The 19374-nt window shown below is 44.4% G+C and carries 15 protein-coding genes; 10 read left to right on the forward strand and 5 right to left on the reverse strand.

Translation table 11 applies throughout. The features are described from left to right. Positions 1-320: 320 nt before the first annotated feature. A complete protein-coding gene (locus P5674_RS11590; protein ID WP_006620936.1) occupies positions 321-494 on the reverse strand; it encodes a hypothetical protein in 174 nt (57 codons plus the stop codon). Between the two features lie 659 nt (positions 495-1153). Here P5674_RS11590 and P5674_RS11595 point away from each other — a divergent pair. Further along, a complete protein-coding gene (locus P5674_RS11595; RefSeq protein WP_014275035.1) occupies positions 1154-3466 on the forward strand; it encodes a phosphodiester glycosidase family protein in 2313 nt (770 codons plus the stop codon). Positions 3467-3568: 102 nt separating this feature from the next. Here P5674_RS11595 and rph read toward each other — a convergent pair whose 3' ends face one another. Beyond that, on the reverse strand, positions 3569-4297 hold the full coding sequence (gene rph / locus P5674_RS11600) for a ribonuclease PH (protein ID WP_006616504.1): 729 nt from the start codon (positions 4295-4297) through the stop codon (positions 3569-3571). Positions 4298-4725: 428 nt separating this feature from the next. On the opposite strand from rph, the gene P5674_RS11605 reads away from it, so the two are divergent. From P5674_RS11605 to P5674_RS11625, 5 genes are all read left to right on the forward strand, one after another. Next, positions 4726-5487, forward strand: coding sequence for a Uma2 family endonuclease (locus P5674_RS11605; RefSeq protein WP_006616503.1), 762 nt, complete (start codon positions 4726-4728; stop codon positions 5485-5487). A gap of 41 nt (positions 5488-5528) precedes the next feature. After that, positions 5529-7949: a zinc metalloprotease HtpX gene (locus P5674_RS11610; protein WP_014275033.1), complete on the forward strand. Its 2421-nt coding sequence runs from the start codon at positions 5529-5531 to the stop codon at positions 7947-7949. 487 nt (positions 7950-8436) lie between these two features. Continuing rightward, the gene (locus P5674_RS11615) at positions 8437-8604 is read left to right on the forward strand and encodes a hypothetical protein (RefSeq protein ID WP_014275032.1); all 168 of its coding nucleotides are present in this window, start codon (positions 8437-8439) and stop codon (positions 8602-8604) included. Continuing rightward, positions 8594-9139, forward strand: a complete 546-nt coding sequence (locus P5674_RS11620; RefSeq protein WP_006617839.1) for an RNA recognition motif domain-containing protein — start codon at positions 8594-8596, stop codon at positions 9137-9139. The genes P5674_RS11615 and P5674_RS11620 overlap by 11 nt, the downstream gene beginning before the upstream one ends. A 181-nt stretch (positions 9140-9320) precedes the next feature. Then, complete coding sequence (locus tag P5674_RS11625) at positions 9321-9722, forward strand: hypothetical protein (RefSeq protein ID WP_006617838.1); 402 nt, start codon at positions 9321-9323, stop codon at positions 9720-9722. Between the two features lie 5 nt (positions 9723-9727). Here the strand turns inward: P5674_RS11625 and P5674_RS11630 are convergent, their stop codons facing one another. Both P5674_RS11630 and P5674_RS11635 read right to left on the reverse strand, forming a co-directional pair. Next, on the reverse strand, positions 9728-10426 hold the full coding sequence (locus tag P5674_RS11630) for a potassium channel family protein (RefSeq protein WP_006617837.1): 699 nt from the start codon (positions 10424-10426) through the stop codon (positions 9728-9730). Between the two features lie 78 nt (positions 10427-10504). Continuing rightward, a complete protein-coding gene (locus P5674_RS11635; RefSeq protein WP_014275031.1) occupies positions 10505-11839 on the reverse strand; it encodes a TrkH family potassium uptake protein in 1335 nt (444 codons plus the stop codon). Positions 11840-12174: 335 nt separating this feature from the next. Here P5674_RS11635 and P5674_RS11640 point away from each other — a divergent pair, with 335 nt between their 5' ends. The 4 genes from P5674_RS11640 (at position 12175) to P5674_RS11655 (ending at position 17576) form a co-directional block, all read left to right on the forward strand. Next, positions 12175-16158 (forward strand): magnesium chelatase subunit H, encoded by a 3984-nt coding sequence (locus tag P5674_RS11640; RefSeq protein WP_006617835.1) that lies wholly within the window; start codon positions 12175-12177, stop codon positions 16156-16158. 14 nt (positions 16159-16172) lie between these two features. Next, complete coding sequence (locus P5674_RS11645) at positions 16173-16319, forward strand: hypothetical protein (RefSeq protein WP_157888684.1); 147 nt, start codon at positions 16173-16175, stop codon at positions 16317-16319. A 110-nt stretch (positions 16320-16429) separates the two neighbouring features. Further along, entirely contained in the window at positions 16430-16726 is a 297-nt protein-coding gene (locus P5674_RS11650; protein WP_006617834.1) for an HU family DNA-binding protein, read from the forward strand. Positions 16727-16892: 166 nt separating this feature from the next. After that, positions 16893-17576 carry a class I SAM-dependent methyltransferase gene (locus P5674_RS11655; RefSeq protein WP_006617833.1) on the forward strand — a complete coding sequence of 228 codons (684 nt, stop codon included), beginning with the start codon at positions 16893-16895 and terminating at the stop codon, positions 17574-17576. On the opposite strand, the gene P5674_RS11660 is transcribed toward P5674_RS11655, so the two are convergent. Then, positions 17568-19052 (reverse strand): CHASE3 domain-containing protein, encoded by a 1485-nt coding sequence (locus P5674_RS11660; protein ID WP_014275029.1) that lies wholly within the window; start codon positions 19050-19052, stop codon positions 17568-17570. The two genes, P5674_RS11655 and P5674_RS11660, sit on opposite strands and share 9 nt — an antisense overlap. Positions 19053-19374 lie beyond the last annotated feature (322 nt).

Here is a 19374-nt window from a genome sequence, read left to right on the forward strand (position 1 = left end):
CAAATAGGGTATCTACATCAGGAGCCGTGTGCTGGGAAACTCGCAAGCACGGTTTCCAATTGGAGTTGGGGAAGGTGACTTCTCTTTCGACCATAACCAGTCTGCGCGTGCGTCACATCAGGAAGTTTTTCGTGTCTATGCCAATTATCTGGATGTGGAAGCACCACTAGAGCCGTATGAGGTGAAAGTCTCAAGCACGGTTTTGAATGGGAGGGGGAGATGGTGACATCTCTCTCGACCCCTAATTACTACCATAACTGGAAGAATATTTCCGGAAATCTCCTGAAATTACTTGTCAATCCCCCTCTAATCAGAAACACTCATTCCCGAAACCACTGACAATAGAGTTTTCCTTGGTCATCAGTGCGCCAATGGCCAACGAGTTTGCCTTTTTCGGTGAGAGCTTTAGTGTGACTGCGTTCTGGTCTAATCTCGTTGAAAGTCCGGGACTGTTGAGGGATTTTAACTGGGGTTTTATGAAGAGTTTGTAACATGGTCTTTACCTCTGTTGATTATAGATTTTATTTACCTCTACTACCATTATAACCGATGAAATTTAAACGACAAGTCTACGGCTGCACACCTGGGCAGGAAGGGACAGCAGATAATTTTCACAAGTAAAAATTCATAATTTTCTACCCGACCAACTACCATTGATAAAGCCAGCGTTACCCCAGGGTTAATCGGAGAAGTTTGGTTTCTTGATGGGACTGTGTTGAATAAAAAATCAAGCGTATAGCTATGTTAGCCATACGACATAATAGGCGATCGCCAGAAATTTGTCAAGGGGGTTGGGGCAAAAAGGCGGCGACGCGGCGTTGAATAAAAAATCAAGCGTATAGCCATGTTACCAATAATAAATAATAGGCGATCGCCAGAAATTTGTCAAGGGGGTTGGGGCAAAAAGGCGGCGACGCGGCGTTGAATAAAAAATCAATAATTTATGGTATAGGAGAAATTGGCAATTGTAAAGTTTTGTTAAGCCAGTGTAGGGTTTCACCCATCAGGGGTTATACTACATATCATAGTAGATGCACCCTGATTCAAGCGCCCATCACACTTTATGAGTGTGGGCGTTTTTTTTATGGGGAGTCGGAGTAGTGAAACAATTAGAATATTGGGTTAAGGTTTCACCTTTGCGATCGCAATATTTATGAACAACACAGTCGCCTCATTCACCGATATCAGCCAACACTGGGCTTATCCATTTATCAGACCTCTGCAACGCCAAGGGGTTGTCAGTGGCTTTGAAGATAGAACCTTTCGCCCCGACCAAACCATGACCAGGGCGGAATTTGCCGCCATTATCCAAGCAGCCTTTTCCCTAGCACCCCGGCGGGATTATATACCCTTTACAGATGTTCCCGCCAATTTTTGGGCTGCTGAAGCCATCCGCAATACCTTTAGAGCCGGATTTATCAGTGGTTTTCCTGATGGTCGGTTTCTTCCAGGTCAGAATATTTCCCGGTTGCACGTTTTACTGGCTTTAGTGTCCGGCTTACAGATGCAGGCGGGAGCATCTGTGTCTTTAGCTGCTATATATAACGATGGGGGGAATATTCCCGACTACGCCCAACAGGCGATCGCCACAGCCACCCAAAGCCGCTTAGTAGTAAACGCCCCCACCATTGATATTTTCAACCCTAACCGTCCGGCTACTAGGGGAGAAGTGGCGGCTTGCATTTACCAGGCGCGAGTATTTCTCAAGCAAAACCCTATAGTAGCTTCCCCGCATATTGTCGAACTTGCTAACCCTGGAGTAATTCGGCGGGGGACTCACCTATCAGTAAATGGTCGGACTTGGCGGGCGGCTTGGGGTCAGTGGAGTTCGGGAATTTGCACTTATACGGGAGTTAGCGACAAGGGGGCGATATTGGTTTTAGGTATGGAGTTACTCAATACTGATGATGTCAACCTTCAGCCCGTCAAGTGGTTTTCAACTATTGGCAAATCTTACCGCCTCAAAACTAAACTAGATCGGGAATATCGATATCTAAATTTGGACGATATCGCCCCCGTGGGAAATTGGGAAATGGTTATCGATAACCAAACTTTACGCATCTTTTCCGTACCTACTAAAATTGACGATATTACCGTTAATGAAAACCAGGATATTTGCCGGATTGAGATACAACTAAGTAAAGCTACCCCTTGGGAACTTTACGAACAAAGTCGGGAATGGGAAGTCGTGTTAGATGCGATCGCTGATCAATCTCTAGCTGCTCGGTTTCCCGAAACTCCAACCCCACCCCCTAAATCTGGCAATCAAGAACAACAAAATGAGGGGGAAACTAGCGGCAGTTCTGAGAAACCATCGCCCATTGTCGTTCGCATTTCAGCAACTCAAACAGTCATTAAGGGAACTTTACCTGATGGGTATAGAGTCCGCACCCAAACCCTTAATAATCGCGATCGCCTGGTAATTGAACTGCGGCGAGATGCTTTAGTAGAACACAGTATTTCGGTTTATCCAGGACTGCGATCGCGACAGCAATATTTAACTTTAGAAGGTGATAAATTCCCCGCAGTTTGGTTAACCATAACTCCTCGGTCGGGGTTGTCAATCGCCGCGATATGGACCGAAAAAAATCAGATGCGGGGGACTAACTCTTTATTGTCCATTGCCCAAACTTGGTCAAGTTTAGGCGGTATTAATGGCGGCTATTTTAACCGTAATAACTTATTGCCTTTAGGGGCTATTCGTAAGGATAATAAGTGGTTTTCCGGGCCGATTCTTAATCGGGGTGCTATGGCTTGGGATAATACAGGAAGGGTGCGAATGGGGCGATTAAAGTTAGTAGAAACTATTGTAACTTCTACCGGACAACGCTTTGAGGTAGACCTGCTAAATACTGGATATGTCAAGGCAGGAATTGCTCGTTATACTTCCGAATGGGGGGCGAATTATTTACCTCTAACTCTCAATGAAATTGTCGTGGTAGTTTCCGGAGACCAAGTAACTCGACAAATTGAACTACCTGATGATCAAACTCCCACAGCTATCCCCACTAATGGTTATCTGCTGGTTTTCCGTTCTTTTCGGAGTGCTGTTAGTGCTTTTGGGGTCGGTTCTCGGTTAACAATTACCGCCGCAACTACTCCCCCTGAGTTTATAGATTTTCCGAATATTATGGGTGGCGGACCTCTGTTGGTGCAAAATCGCAATATTGTGGTTAATGCAGAGGCGGAAGGGTTTAATTATTGGTTTGGTCAACAGTTGGCTATCCGCAGTGCTGTGGGTGTCACAGCGACCGGAGAACTGCTTATGGTGACTGTTCATAACCGGGTGAATGGGGCGGGACCTAGTTTAACAGAAATGGCAAAATTGATGCAGCAATTAGGGGCGATCGATGCTATAAATTTGGATGGTGGCAGTTCTACCAGTTTGGTGCTGGGTGGGCATTTACTTAACCGCACTCCTGATACGGCTGCCAGGGTTCACAATGGTTTGGGAATATTTATTTAGATTCATCAGGTGAGTCGGGACGGGTTTATTAATGGGGCTGTGGGGATAATTAATTCGCAGGATAACCCGCCCCTAAATCAGCTTTGATGATTAATCATTTAATTAATCAGTTAGCCCTAAAACCTGCCTTTGTAATTGACAGAGTTCTGTAATGCCTTTTTCGGCATAGTCTAAGATTTGGTTTAACTGATTTCGGTTCAAACTTTCTGCTTCTGCTGTTCCCTGAAGTTCAATAATTCCCAGGTCATCCCGCATCACCACATTAAAATCGATATCGGCTGCTACGTCTTCCTGGTAATTGAGATCAAGTAAGGCTTCCCCGTGCATCATTCCCACAGAAATGGCGGCGATCTGATGAATAATAGGCGATCGCTTTAACTCTCCCCGTTTTACCATTTTATTAAAGGCATGAGCCAGGGCGACAAACCCCCCATTAATCGACGTGGTGCGGGTTCCTGCGTCCGCCTGTAACACATCAGCATCTACCGTAACAGTGATTTCCCCCATAGCCTGTAAATCTACCGCCGCGCGCAAACTGCGACCAATCAAGCGTTGAATTTCCTGGGTTCTACCCGATAGTTTCATCAATTCCCGGGGTTGACGTTGGGGAGTCGCCCCCGGAAGCATCCGATATTCTGCGGTTAACCAACCTTTTCCGGTATCCTGCAAAAATCGGGGTACTCCCGGTTGAATTGTTACCGTACAAAGCACTTGAGTATTACCGGATTTTGCTAGGACTGAAGCAGCCGCAAATTGAGTATAATCTAGCTCAAACTGCACCGGGCGCAGTTGGTCGCGCTCTCTACCATCGGGACGTTGCCAAGACATCATCTATTTTATCAGTTTAACGTGAGTAGCTGAGGTAATTTAAGGATATTTTCACGGATTTGTTTGGGTGGTTGATTTCTGTTTATATCCCATAAACGACCCCTAGCTTGACATTATTCTAATATGGGAGTGCCAGATTAATACAAGATACCATCAGCCTGAATATAATTTCGGGTGTATCATCAGTGAGCGATCGCCCATCATCGCCCAGCCACTACGCAGTAGTATCGCCCCTCCCAGAGTATCACCTATATCTAACACTAGAATCCCTAGACTCTTTGACGACCATCCCAATATTGATGTTACGGTTTTTACTGATAATTGACTACCCCAATCATCAAGTTTGGGAAGATTTATTAATATCCCAAGTATAGTAGTCACCCAAAATGCTACAATCTTAGGAAGTCGCGAATATCTGGGAATAATCGATTATGGTACAACAAGTTATACCCGAAACCCAACCGACAGTTATTTATCCTGAAAGTGACGGTCAACCCATGTCTGATAACACGCAACAATTTCGCTGGATTGTGATTATCAAAGAAAACCTGGAAATATTGTTTTCCGGGGATGAAAATATCTTTGTGGCGGGTGATTTACTGTGGTATCCAGTGGAAGGAAATAATAAAATCCGTACTGCGCCAGATGTTATGGTAGCTTGTGGTCGTCCCAAGGGGGATAGAGGCTCATATCGACAATGGGAAGAGGATAATATCGCGCCACAGGTAGTATTTGAAATTCTTTCGCCGGGAAATACCTCGAAAAAAATGGCGGAAAAACTACTATTTTATCAACGCTATGGCGTAGACGAATATTATCTATATGACCCTCAGTCACAAGAGATAACTGGCTTTTTAAGGTCAGAAGATTGGCTAGAATCGATTGAAAACATGAAAGGTTGGGTTAGTCCTCGGTTACAAATTAGGTTTGAATTAACAGAAACTGGGCTAGAAATTTATCGGCCAGATGGGGATAAATTTTTAACACCAGTGGAATTAGATAAGTTACGACAGCAGGAACGTGAAAGGGCTCAACAAGCTGAACTTGAGTTACAACAGGAACGTCAACGCTATGAACAGGAACGCATAAAAGCGCAACAGACGGAAATTGAGTTACAAGAGGAACGTCAACGCTATGAACGATTGATAGAGTTATTGAAGCAGCAGGGAATTGATCCGCCACAGATGTTGTAAATTGGGATACTCTAAAGGGGAGGCTGATTGAGGATAGGCTGATGTCATCTACCGATCGCAGTAAGGAAGAACTAAACCCCGACTTAAATTCCCTAGAGTTGGGGTTAGCAGCGATTAAACAGAAACAATATCAACAGGCGATCGCACTTTTAGAACCCATCGCCGACTCTCAACCCCATACCAAAGCAGGATTAAAAGCCCAAATTGGCTTGGTGAAAGCATACGATCGCAGCGGACAAAGCGATCGCGCTATTTCCTTATGTCAAACCCTCACACTAGAGACCCCAGAAAAAATTAGAACTTGGGCTAGTAATCAACTCCAGCAACTCCAAAGTCGCCAGCCTAACCCCTCAGTCCCCCCTACAGTAGAGACAGGATTTGTTCCCTTCGACCCCAACTTACAACCGCCCAAAGTTCAATCAACCACCCCGAAACCTAAACCTAAACCCACCCCCCCATTAAAGGCGCCCCCAATTGAGGTCAAATCAGATCAACCCCCGAAACAACAGCCCCAAGTAATTAGCAATTCTGTCCCAGAGAGTCCCCCAGAGGAAGTGCAAACCTTTACCCCCCCCACCCAACCTGAGACAGTTTCACATTCCTATCAATGGAAAGAAGCCGAAAGGGCGACCAAGTGGCGGAAAATAGGGAAACTCAAACTCACCAGATTGAGGATCGAACAATTCCTAACCGTATTTATCCTGCTGTGGATAAGTCCTCGCCTCGTGGAATTTTTGTTCAGAAACGCCAATAATATCCTGATCTCCCTACCCGTTGTCCGACCCATTCAATGGCTATACCGCAATCCTAACCAATGGCTGTACTGGACTTTAGGACTATTATTTATAGTCTCCCCCTGGCTATGGGACGGCTTGCTAAAAATCTGTTACGGTCAACAAACCCTCCCCCGGACGAAATTATTATCATTGTCTCCAGAAGCAGGTCGCGTCCTACAAAACTACTGTAAAGCGCAAAATTGGAAATTTCCGGCGCTGCGAGTGTTACCAACGGCTACCCCGATCGCCATGACATTAGGATGCTGGCCAAGATTTGTGCGGATTGTGGTTAGCCAGGGTTTACTCGATACCCTAACCCCTGACGAAATAGCTACCATTTACGCCAGAGAAATCGCCAGTGTGGGAAATTGGGATTTTATGGTGATGTCGTTTATTACCCTATTAGTGCAAATTCCCTACTTGATTTATCAATATTCGGCTATCGGCGCGCAATGGTGTTTTCAGCGAGTTAGGTCGGAACCCCCATTAATTCCTGATGTAGCCCTATCTATATTAAAACCAGCCACCTACATTCTGCGGGTGATAGCTTTCCCGGTTTCCGTATTGGCTTATGGAGTTTATCAGATTCTTCGGTTTCCAGCTTTGTGGATTTCGAGGCGGCGGGTTTATTATAGCGATCGCATCTGTTGTAATTTAACCGGAAATCCCAATGGCTTAACCAGGGCGCTGCTAAAAATGGCTATTGGTATCTCGCAGACATCACCCCAGTTAGACAATACTACCTTTTTATTAGAAGGGTTTGACTTATTAACCCCGATCGCACCTACCCAGGGGATGACTCTCGGTAGTATATTAGTGGCTTCCCCCCAGAGTCAACTTATCGGGCTTAACCACGGCGGCGACATTGAATCCCTATTAACATGGGATCTGAGAAATCCCGATCGCTACTGGTTACAGATGAGCAATTCTCATCCCCTATTAGGCGATCGCCTACTGATTCTCAACAGTTATGGCAAATTTTGGCAAATAGAAACTCAGTTAAACCTCGAAGTTAAGCCCGTGTCTGATTCCCGAGGCGATCGCGCTAAACTTTTAATGCAAGCCGCCCCTTATTTAGGATTAGCGATCGGATTAGCGATCGGGTTGCTAATCTGGCTATTCGGGGCAATTTTCGGCAAGCTAGGGATTTGGCAACTAGAATGGTTATTTGGGGATAGGGCTATTTTGTGGGGTTGTGTTCCCATTGGTATCAGTTTAGGTATATTTTGGAGAAATAATCACTTTTTCCCAGACATTAAACCCGCCGCCATCATTCACAATCCCAATCTCCGCGATTTATACTGTAATCCCGACAGTATCCCCATCGACAACAAACCCATTTGTATAGAAGGTCAGTTAATCGGACGGTCGGGAATTAGTAATATCATGGGTCAACAGCTCCTGTTAAAAACCGCCACCGGTATAGTTCCCCTCCACTATATCCCCCAGTGGACACCTGTGGCTAACTTCTGGCCCAAATCTATCCATCCCACCGACTTAATTGGTAATTCCGTTAAAATAACTGGATGGTGGCGACGGGGGGCTACTCCCTGGATTGATATAGAAAAACTGGAAAATCTGGCAGATCGTCGCCGTATCTATGGCGGACATCCCTTGTGGTCAGTCATTCTAGCCGGATCACTAGCCTTTTGGGGAGCTAGTATCATTTCCAGCGGTAGACTTTAAATACAATTAACATTAGAATTTCTAATATCTCAAGTTTGCATTTTGTCCCAAACAGTGTTACATTTGTTAACATCGTGAACATAGGCGATATCTGTGATATGTTGAAAGATGGTCTGCTACTACTGTGGTCTTAGCAATGGCAAAAGTCTATGTAGATCATCAGTTGCGGCAGTGATCTGACTGCAAAGGTTGCCAAACAAGTTAGTCGTTCCATAAAATTTGTGATTTTGTTTCGCCAAAACATACTAAACTTAAAGAAGCATTTAACAGGTTTGAAGTTGAATTCCTTTGACATTAGTTACTGCGATCGTAGCTATAGAAACCCTAAACTTAAAACCTATTGACAAAAGTGATAGGAACAGCTATAGCAGATATTTTTGAAGCATGACTCAAATCTCACTCGACCGTTCAAATCAATCTCAATCTTTTGGATATTTGAGGCTGCTAATCCCAGCCAGCCAAGAAACTCATTTATATATTGAAGCCAATGATCATACTCAATGAGTTAAGGCTGGAAGTAACACCAATTTGTCTTTTAAGTCAAGTCAAGGCTGAGTTTAATCATGATGATTTATTAACGTGGTCTGAACTCAACAGGATTTTTCAACTCAAATATCAAATTTTTCCTACTGGAGGTATCACTAATGTCCGTTAGATTGTATGTTGGTAATTTACCCAAAGAACTCGATCGCAAAGAATTGCAAGCTGTATTTGCAGAGGAAGGCGACACGATTTCGGCTAAAGTAATAACCGATCGCAAGACTGGAAAATGTCGTGGTTTCGGGTTTGTCACCGTCCAAAGTGATGATTTAGCAGATCAAATCGTTGAGAAGTACAACGGCTTTATGTTCGGGGACAATGCGCTAAAAATTGAAAGGGCGCAACCTCGTAAGAAAAACAAACCAGAGTCTGAAGAGGGTCGTGGTTCTGATGGTGCTACGGCTACGGCTACGGCTACGGCTACAGCTACAGCTACGCCTGGTGCTGTTAACCAGTCTCCCACTTCTAGCCCAACTTCTGCACCCACAAAAAGTGGTGGTGGTAAGAAGAAAAAATCTAATCGGAATCAACAAGGGTCTTCTAACGCCAATTCTAGTAGTAACCCCGAGTCCATTCAGCCTGACCCTCGCTGGGCGAATGAATTAGAAAAGCTAAAACAGATGCTATCTGCTCAAGCCAGCAATTCCTAAGTCTCCGGTTGAGGCTTAGGTTTTTGCATATTTGGTCAAACATCCCAGACTCTGAAGTTCTCAGTAATGATGAGTTCTGGGGTGTTGATTGGTGTGGTGTATGCGGTTGACAAATCGATCGCCTATTGGGTGACAAATCATTTAGGATTGCTATATCAAGCAATTCGATGGAATTATCATAATGTACGATCCGCCATATTTTCTGTTAGCTGCTGGCTTATGGGTTGGTATTATCTGCTGTATTCCCTTTGTGGCGACCCTCAAGCAACTGGTAAAGGACTGGAAAGTTAATAAATCTAGTCGTGCGATCGCCCAATTACGGGGATTTAGGATGCTCGCCCCCTATTTAGCTTCCGCAGTAGGGATCTGTGTTTTCTTAGCTTCCTGTTTGCAGATATTTGCAATTTCTAGCCGTGTGGCTTACGCCTTATCCGTTCCCGTCACCATAATGATGGCGGGTTCGGTATGGTTTCAGTTCACCCGTGTATTAGATCAATTAGAGCAACGAGGGTCTCAGGGAATTGATTTAGATGATCTGAGTTTAGGGAAAATCATTCCCCAGTCCAATCCTGGTAAGGAATAATTCCCTTAAACTGGAAGTCGGTTAATATCCTGGTTTGACCCCAAAACCACCATAATAGTCCCCTTCTTTAAACGTTTGTTGGGTAGGGGATTTATTTCTAGTGTTTGATTTTCACTGCGTATAGCCAAGAGGTTCAAACCGTATTTGCTACGGAGTTCTAATTGAGCGATCGTTTTACCATCAAAATCATCAGGAACCACCATTTCTACAATACTATGATCCGGGTCTAGTTCAAACTGATCCACCAGTCTAGGCTTAGTCAGTAGTCGCGCCAACTCCTGTCCCATTTGTCTTTCGGGGAACACAACTAAATCTGCACCCACTTTTTTTAACAATTTAACATGGGTTTCCGAGGAAGCCTTAGCTACCACATTCGCCACCCCGGCTTCTTTGAGGTTAAGGGTGGTGGTAATACTTTCAGCCAGGAAACTCCCGACGGCGACAATTACGGTGTCTAGTTCAAATATTCCCGCCTCTCGCAAGGCTGACATTTCGGTTGAGTCTAATAGTAAAGCATGGGTAGCAATGCGATCGGTTAAAGCCGCATTGACCCTTTTTTCATCATTATCAACCGCGAGAACTTCATAACCTGAAGCATTGAGAGTCGAACAAACCGCCTGTCCAAAGCGACCCAAGCCAATGACTGCAAATTGTTGTTTTTCGGCGCGTAAATTCCGAAAAAAGTTAAGAGATGAAAGATTCATGATTTACTAACAATCCTATGGAAAGAATAATCTTTTTATTTTACCATTTCTATAGTTTACCTGGTAGAGAATCAATAGTTAACCCACCAATAGGTTTTCTTCTGGATAATCAATTGATGAGGGTTGAGGATCGCCCAAAACCGCAGACATTAGCAATAATACTCCCACCCGACCAATATACATGGTGGCAATAATAATTAATCGACTCAGCATGGAAAAATCTCCAGTGATGCCAGTAGACAGACCTACGGTTCCAAAGGCTGAGACAATTTCAAAAAAGATGCTACCAAATCCTAATTCTGGTTGCATAATCACAATTAATAATGTGGCTACACAAACCACAGTAATGGAACCGACCAAAACTCCGACGGCTTTTAAAATCAAAGGGGAGGGAATTTTGCGCTGATAACATAAGACTTCATCTCGACCTTGTAGGGCTGCTTTTGTGCAGTTTACCAATATTCTTGATGTAGTGGTTTTTAAGCCGCCTCCTGTACTTCCTGGACTAGCACCAATAAACATTAGGATCATAGTAATCAAAATTGATGAATATGTCATATCTCCTATAGATATGGTGTTAAATCCAGCGGTTCTGCTGGTGACAGATTGAAACCAGGCTGCTTGCATTTTGCCAAATATGGTTAAACTCTGCAAGGTTTGAGGATTATTAAATTCGGTGATAAAAAAGAGGAAAGACCCGGAAAATAGCAGAATTATAGTGGTACTGGTGACGACTTTAAAGTGTAGAGAAAAATCCCGACGCATTGGTTCTTTATTTAATGTAGTTTTAATCCACAAAAAAAGTTCCATGATTACTTGATATCCTAAACCACCAAAAATAATTAAAATACTCATTGTTATATTGACGATGGGAGAGGATACATAATCAACTAAGCTCTCTTCCAATAAGCTAAATCCGGCATTATTAAAGCCATTTACACTATGAAATATAGCCAGCCACAGACTATTTTTTAAGCCATAATCCGGAAGAAAAACCATCATTAATAAGATAACTCCGGCAATTTGAAATAAGGCCATGGTCGCTATAATAGATCTGAGCAGTGGCATGACTCCAGCGATTCCGGCGGTATCCAAAGATTTTTGGAGTGCTAATTTATCTCGGAGTCCAAATTTTCTGCCAATTAATAGCAGAAGCATGGTGTTGGCGGTCATGTAGCCCAAGGCTCCAATTTCCACTAAGCTAAGTAAACAAAAATGCCCCCAAAAGGAATAAAAATTGCTAACATCAACAACTGATAAACCCGTGACACAGACGGCAGAAGTGGCGAGAAATAGTGCGGTAATAGGATTGCCAAAACTACTGTGATAAATGGTATCATCCATCCATAATAAGAATGTGCCGATCGCAATTACTGCTAAGAAGCCCAGACAAATAGTTCTTGGTACAGTCATAAGAGGTGTCAAACTTTATATAGAAAACTTTATCCTAGATCATAAAATTTAACACTTGTGTATATAATCAAGACTGTTAACTGGGCAATTTATAAATTTTTGTTGCAAAGATTGGCCAAAATTTTGTCGAATTGTGTCAAAAAGTGGCTTCCACTAACCACTTTGGCTCATTTTCTGGTAATAATACTCAATGGTGAAGTCATCAGGGTTGTCTCCTAGCGGGACGGCATCCCATGTAGGACGTTGCCAAATGTTGACGGGATCGATCGCTGATCCACAATAGTCTACCTATCCAGACAGCTTTAGAGCAGAACACCGAGGAACGAACACTAAATATGTTTACCTACGTCAAGCCTACCGTTAGACACATTAAACCTGATTCCCTCAACGGACGATCACGTTTAAAAGTCGTCTATATCGTGCTAGAGGCCCAGTACCAGAGCGCTTTGTCAGCAGCAGTGCGGGCTATAAATGAAAAAAACCCGAACTTGGCGATCGAGATCAGTGGTTATCTGATCGAGGAACTGCGGGACCCGGAAAATTACGAAAACCTGAAAAAAGACCTAGCCGAGGCCAATGTTTTCATCGCCTCATTAATCTTTATCGAAGATTTAGCTGATAAAGTAGTGGAAGCGGTAACTCCCTACCGCGATCGCTTGGATGTGGCGGTGGTGTTCCCTTCCATGCCACAGGTAATGCGCCTGAACAAAATGGGCAGCTTCTCCATGGCACAACTGGGACAGAGCAAAAGTGCGATCGCCCAGTTCATGAAAAAACGGAAGGAAAAATCCGGTTCCTCCTTCCAGGACGGAATGCTGAAACTTCTGCAAACCCTCCCCAAAGTCCTGAAATATATGCCTATTGATAAGGCTCAGGACGCGCGGAACTTTATGCTGAGTTTCCAATATTGGCTGGGTGGTTCTCCAGAAAACCTGGAAAACTTCCTGCTCATGTTGGCAGAGAAATATGTTTTTAAGGGCCAAGAAAAACTGCACTTTGCCGAACCTGTCACCTATCCCGATATGGGAATTTGGCATCCCCTGGCTCCCAAAATGTTCGAGGATGTCAATGACTATCTGAATTGGTATAACGGGCGCGAAGATATCCCCGATGACACTAAAGACCCCCTAGCACCCTGTGTAGGCTTGGTGCTGCAACGTACCCACCTAGTCACGGGAGATGATGCCCATTATGTGGCTATGGTGCAGGAACTGGAAGCTATGGGGGCGCGAGTGGTGGCAGTATTTGCGGGAGGTCTGGACTTTTCCAAGCCTGTAGATACCTACTTCTGGGATACGCCACCCAAAGGCATTCCGGCTCAACCTCTGGTTGATATCGTGGTTTCCCTGACGGGGTTCGCGTTGGTGGGAGGTCCGGCTCGCCAAGACCACCCGAAAGCGATCGACTCCCTAAAACGGCTCAACCGTCCCTATATGGTAGCCCTACCCCTGGTATTCCAAACTACGGAAGAATGGGAAGAAAGCGAACTAGGGTTACATCCGATCCAAGTCGCCCTACAAATTGCTATCCCGGAATTGGATGGGGCTATTGAGCCAATTATTGTGTCGGGAAGGGACGGAGCCACCGGAAAGGCGATCGCCCTCCAAGACCGCATCGAAGCCATCTGTCAGCGGGCGCTGAAATGGGCTAACCTGCGGAAAAAACCAAAACTTGATAAAAAAGTCGCCATTACCATTTTCAGTTTCCCCCCCGATAAAGGGAACGTCGGAACCGCCGCCTATTTGGACGTATTCGGTTCTATCTATGAGGTGATGAGAGCCTTAAAAAATAACGGTTATGATATCCCCGAAATCCCAGAGTCTCCCAGTGCTTTAATGCAGCAGGTCATCCATGATGCTACTGCTCAATATCAAAGCCCAGAACTGAATATCGCCTATAAAATGTCGGTAGAACAATATGAGCGATTGACTCCCTACTCGGAACGTCTGCACGAAAACTGGGGACCACCTCCGGGACACCTGAACACGGATGGGGAGAATCTGTTAGTTTACGGAAAATCCTTCGGAAATCTGTTTATCGGGGTACAACCGACCTTCGGCTATGAAGGGGACCCCATGCGTTTGCTGTTCTCCCGGTCTGCGAGTCCTCACCACGGTTTCGCGGCTTACTACACCTACCTAGAACAGGTATGGGGCGCGGATGCTGTGCTGCACTTTGGGACCCACGGTTCCCTAGAATTTATGCCTGGAAAACAGATGGGAATGTCTGGGGAATGTTACCCGGATAACCTGATTGGTACTATTCCTAACCTGTACTATTACGCTGCTAATAACCCCAGTGAGGCGACTATTGCTAAACGCCGTAGCTATGCGGAAACTATCTCTTATCTGACTCCGGCGGCGGAAAATGCGGGACTCTATAAGGGTTTGCAGGAACTTAACGAGTTGATTGGGTCTTACCAAACTCTTAAAGATAGTGGTCGCGGTGTGCAAATTGTCAGCACCATTATCGAAAAATCCCGTATGGTGAACTTGGATCAGGATGTGGCTCTCCCGGAACAAGACCCAGGCGAACTGACCCAGGAAGAACGCGATAATGTGGTGGGACAGGTTTACCGGAAACTGATGGAAATTGAGTCTCGCCTGCTTCCTTGTGGGTTGCACGTTATTGGTAAGCCTCCGAGCGCTGAAGAGGCGATCGCCACCTTGGTCAATATTGCCAGCTTAGACCGCGAAGAAGAAGGGATCGTCAGTTTACCTCGGATTATCGCCAATAGCATCAATCGGGATATTGAGGAACTCTACCGCAACAGTAACCAAGGCATTCTCGCCGACGTTGACCTGTTGCAGCACATCACAAATGCTACCCGTGCGGCGATCGCTGCTTTAGTTCAAGAGCAAACCGACGCAGAGGGCCGAGTTTCCAAAATCTCCCAACTCAACTTCTTTAACATGGGTAAAAAAGAACCCTGGTTACAAGCCTTACACGACTTAGGCTACACCCAGATCGACCCCGAACCCATGAAACCCCTGTTTGAGTATCTGGAATTTTGCTTAAAACAGGTTTGCGCCGATAACGAATTAGGAGCCTTGCTGCGCGCTTTGGAAGGGGAATATATCCTTCCCGGACCTGGCGGCGACCCCATTCGCAATCCCGACGTTCTCCCCACTGGGAAGAATATGCACGCCCTCGACCCTCAGTCTATCCCCACCGTAGCCGCAGTTAAATCCGCTCAAATCGTCGTAGACCGACTCCTAGAGCGGCAAAAAATGGAAAACGGCGGTCAGTACCCAGAAACCATTGCAGTTGTTCTCTGGGGAACTGATAATATCAAAACCTATGGCGAATCCTTAGCCCAGGTTATGTGGATGGTCGGGGCTAAACCAGTTCCCGATGCTTTGGGTCGCGTCAACAAGTTGGAGTTAATCCCCCTTGAAGAATTGGGCCGCCCTCGCATTGACGTAGTGATTAACTGTTCGGGAGTGTTCCGCGACCTGTTCATCAACCAAATGAATCTGCTCGATAAAGCCATTAAAATGGCCGCCGAAGCCGATGAACCCCTGGAAATGAACTTTGTTCGCAAACACGCCCTACAACAAGCCGCCGAGCTAGGTATCAACCTCCGACAGGCTGCTACCCGTGTTTTCTCTAATGCTTCCGGTTCCTATGCCGCTAATGTTAACCTGGCTGTGGAAAATAGCACCTGGGAAAGTGAGGCAGAATTGCAGGAAATGTATTTAAACCGCAAGTCTTTTGCCTTTAATTCCGATAATCCGGGGATGATGGGTGATAACCGTCAGATGTTTGAGGCTTCCCTAAAAACTGCTGATGCCACATTCCAAAACTTGGATTCTTCGGAAATTAGCTTAACTGACGTTTCCCACTATTTCGACTCTGACCCCACCAAAACCATCGCCAGCTTGCGTAAAGACGGGAAACAACCGGCTTCCTATATCGCCGATACAACTACCGCTAACGCTCAAGTGCGGACTCTCTCGGAAACTGTGCGCCTAGACGCACGGACGAAGATGCTCAACCCTAAATGGTATGAGGGGATGCTTTCTCATGGTTATGAGGGTGTGCGAGAGTTGTCTAAGCGTCTGGTTAATACAATGGGATGGAGTGCCACCGCTGGGGCTGTGGATAATTGGGTTTATGAGGAAACTAACGAAACCTTTATCAAGGACGAGGCCATGCAGCAACGTCTGATGAATCTTAACCCCCACTCTTTCCGTAAAATGGTGACAACTCTGCTGGAGGTTAATGGCCGGGGCTATTGGGAAACTAGCGAAGAAAATCTCGATCGCCTCCGGGAGTTATACCAAGAGGTTGAAGACCGCATTGAGGGAATTGAGTAATCTCGCCTGGGGTGATGGTTAAAATTGCCCTTAATGCTGTTGTATGCTGTATCCTGACCGTGGAAATGCCAATCTGTGCCGAAGACCTACCGGCTAAACCTGATGGTAGTGTTTTCGGCTCAGTGCAACGAAAAAACCATTCTCTAGTGCCTTCTGGGTGAAACTACAGAGAATTTTAAGGTATATACTTGTCAATCTCTGATAAGTCTGTGTTAGAACAGCCATAATTAGGGCAAAATCACCCACTGAAAATGATTCTGGAGGTATTTCGATGAATAAAGAGCAGTTGGTTCAGGAAACATCTATCAAGGCGGGTGTTACCAAAAAACAAGCAGATGCGATTATTTCGGCTATCTGTGAGTGCATCATGGATGCTGTAGCTGATGGGGAAAAGGTCACTCTGGTGGGCTTTGGTTCTTTTGAGGCTCGCCACCGCAAGGCTCGTGAGGGCCGTAACCCTAGCACTGGACAACCGATGACTATTCCTGCTACTACTGTTCCAGCTTTCTCAGCTGGGAAAGCCTTTAAGGAACGGGTGGCCAACGAAAGTAACGAAAACGTTGCCTAGATTATCTGACAGGGGTGATCTGTAATTTCTCAGCCTCACCCCTGTTTTTTTGTGGCATTTTCCCAAGCACTACCGCCACGCCCGACGATTCTCTAACTATCGGAAATGCGACAAGGTGGGTGTTTGGGGTGTCATGATTTAGGAGTTTTGGGAACTAGGCAAAATTATGGGATTTACGGTTGATCAAGTGATTCCTTGGGGACGCAGTTTTGATGAGTATTTGCAAATGTTTGCTCTGAGTGAGGATGATTTGCACTACTCTTATTTGGACTGTGCTGGGGGTCCGGCGAGTTTTAATGCGGTGATGACCCGTCGGGGTTATTCTGTGGCTTCCTGTGACCCTCTTTATCGGTTTTCCTCTGCCCAAATTAGCGATCGCATTCAATTGGTTTTGCCTATGGTTATCCAACAGGTAGAAGCTAACCGGGAAGACTACATCTGGCATCAAATAAAATCCCCAGAACACCTCGCACAGGTCCGCCAAGAAGCGATGAATGAGTTTTTGGCGGATTTTGCCCAAGGACGACAAACCGGGCGTTATATCGACGCAGAACTGCCGCATTTGCCTTTTGCTGACCGTCAGTTTGACCGAGCTTTATCGGCTCATTTTCTCTTTTCCTATAGCGATCGACTTTCCCAACAGTTCCATCGAGATGCTATTCTAGAATTATGCCGGGTAGCCAGTATGGTTCTTCTGTTTCCCCTAGTTAGTATTGGGGGAGATACTCCCAGATTTTTACCAAGATTAATTCAGCAATTAACAGCTTTAAAATATGCTGTCGAAATTCAATCAGTCCCCTACCATTTCCAAAAAAGTGGTAATCTTATGATGAAAATTATTTCACCTTAATAAATCACCTTTTAAACGCCGCAAATAAACTTGGACAACCGAATCATTGGGATTTTGATGATAACAGTCTTGAAAAGCCTTAAAAGCCTCCTGAAAATTTTGCTGATGATAGAGTGAAACCCCTTCCGAAAATACTGATAAATTAGATAGTTTGGCTGATAATTCCGGGAAGAAATCATGATTAAAAACCTCGTAAACTTTCACAATTTCTGACCTCCCTTTAACCTGAACTTTATCAACCAAACGAATCCCATAGTTATGGGGATGTTTGAGCTTCACAAATGTAGACTCTGATATCAATAAAGGAACTCGATAAACTTTAGTTAGTTGCTCAATTCGGGAAGCCAAATTAACAGCATCACTAATCACAGTACCTTCGATATGATTATGGTATCCTACTGTTCCTAATATCAATTTTCCCGTATTAATTCCTATGCCTATTTTTAGGGGAATATAGCCAGACTCATTTCGCAGTTTATTATATTCCTTTAAACTTGATAACATAGAAATAGCAGCTTGTACAGCATCATCTGGACTCCGACCAAAAAGCGCCATAATACCATCACCAATATATTTATCAATAAATCCATAATGTTCATTAATTAATGGTGCCATACGGGAAAGATAAGCATTAATTAAATTAAAATTATCTTGGGGAGAAATCCGTTCACTTATGGATGTAAAGTCACGAATATCTGAAAACATTATAGACATTTCTTGTTCGGTATAGTCCCCCAAATTAACATCGATTATACTATCTTTATTTAAAATTTTAATTAACTCTTGTGGCACAAATCTAAAAGCAGCTTTGTTTAAGGAAATTAACTGTTGTTGAGCGATTTGTTTATGATGAATTTCCCGATATATTACCAAATAAAGAGCGGACAGTAATCCTAAATCAAAAACTATTCCTATACCGAAGACCAAGAAAGTATTTTTAATTAATTCATCCGTAGCATCTGACCGAATCTCAAACAATCTTTCTTCCTCATCTTTCATAGTATCTAAAATCTGCCTGATTTCATTCATTAAATTTTTGCCATGATGGGTTTTAACCAATTCAATTGCTGTTTGAGTATTCCCAGATTTAGCCAGTTCAATTGTCATTTGAAGTTCCTCTAATTTTTGGGAAATTAATGTGGATAAATCATCAAGATGTTTTTGCTGAGTCGGATTATCTCTGGTCAAAGATATGAGAACGGATAAATCTTGATCAATCTCTTTAACTGCCTGATTATAAGGTTCTAAATATTCTGGTTCTAGGGTTAGCAAAAAACCCCTTTGACCGGTTTCTGCATCTGATAAATCTGTCGAAATTTCCTCCAAAAATCTTAATACTTGCTTAGTATGTATTTCCCATTCTTTCAGATTAGCCAATTGCTTAGAAGTGTGATAGCCACTGTAAGTAACTATCAGTAGTAAAACAGAAGAAACCACAAAGCCAAACAAGACTTTTTTTTGCAGAGATAAGTTCATAAAATCTGTCTACTTCAGAGCCCAAATATCAACACCCCGCTCCTTCTTTAGTGATCAGCCTAGGAGTAGTCTATTAATAATAACATCACCTAGGACTGATAGCCACCACCCCATAATGGACAATAGATAATTGATAATTATTCCTCCCTCTACCCCTGGGAGAGGGCGATATCATGTAGGGGCGGGTTCGGGAGTTAATTAGACTTGGCACCAGTCAGCTTCATTAACCCGCCCCCAAAACCAGAGTCTGATGGTGCGTCAGCCTACAATTATCGGTTTTTATCGGCATTTTCTGGTCTGACGCACCCTACGGAAATAGGGG

The organism is Limnospira sp. PMC 289.06 (genome assembly GCF_032350395.1).
Taxonomy (GTDB): domain Bacteria; phylum Cyanobacteriota; class Cyanobacteriia; order Cyanobacteriales; family Microcoleaceae; genus Limnospira; species Limnospira platensis.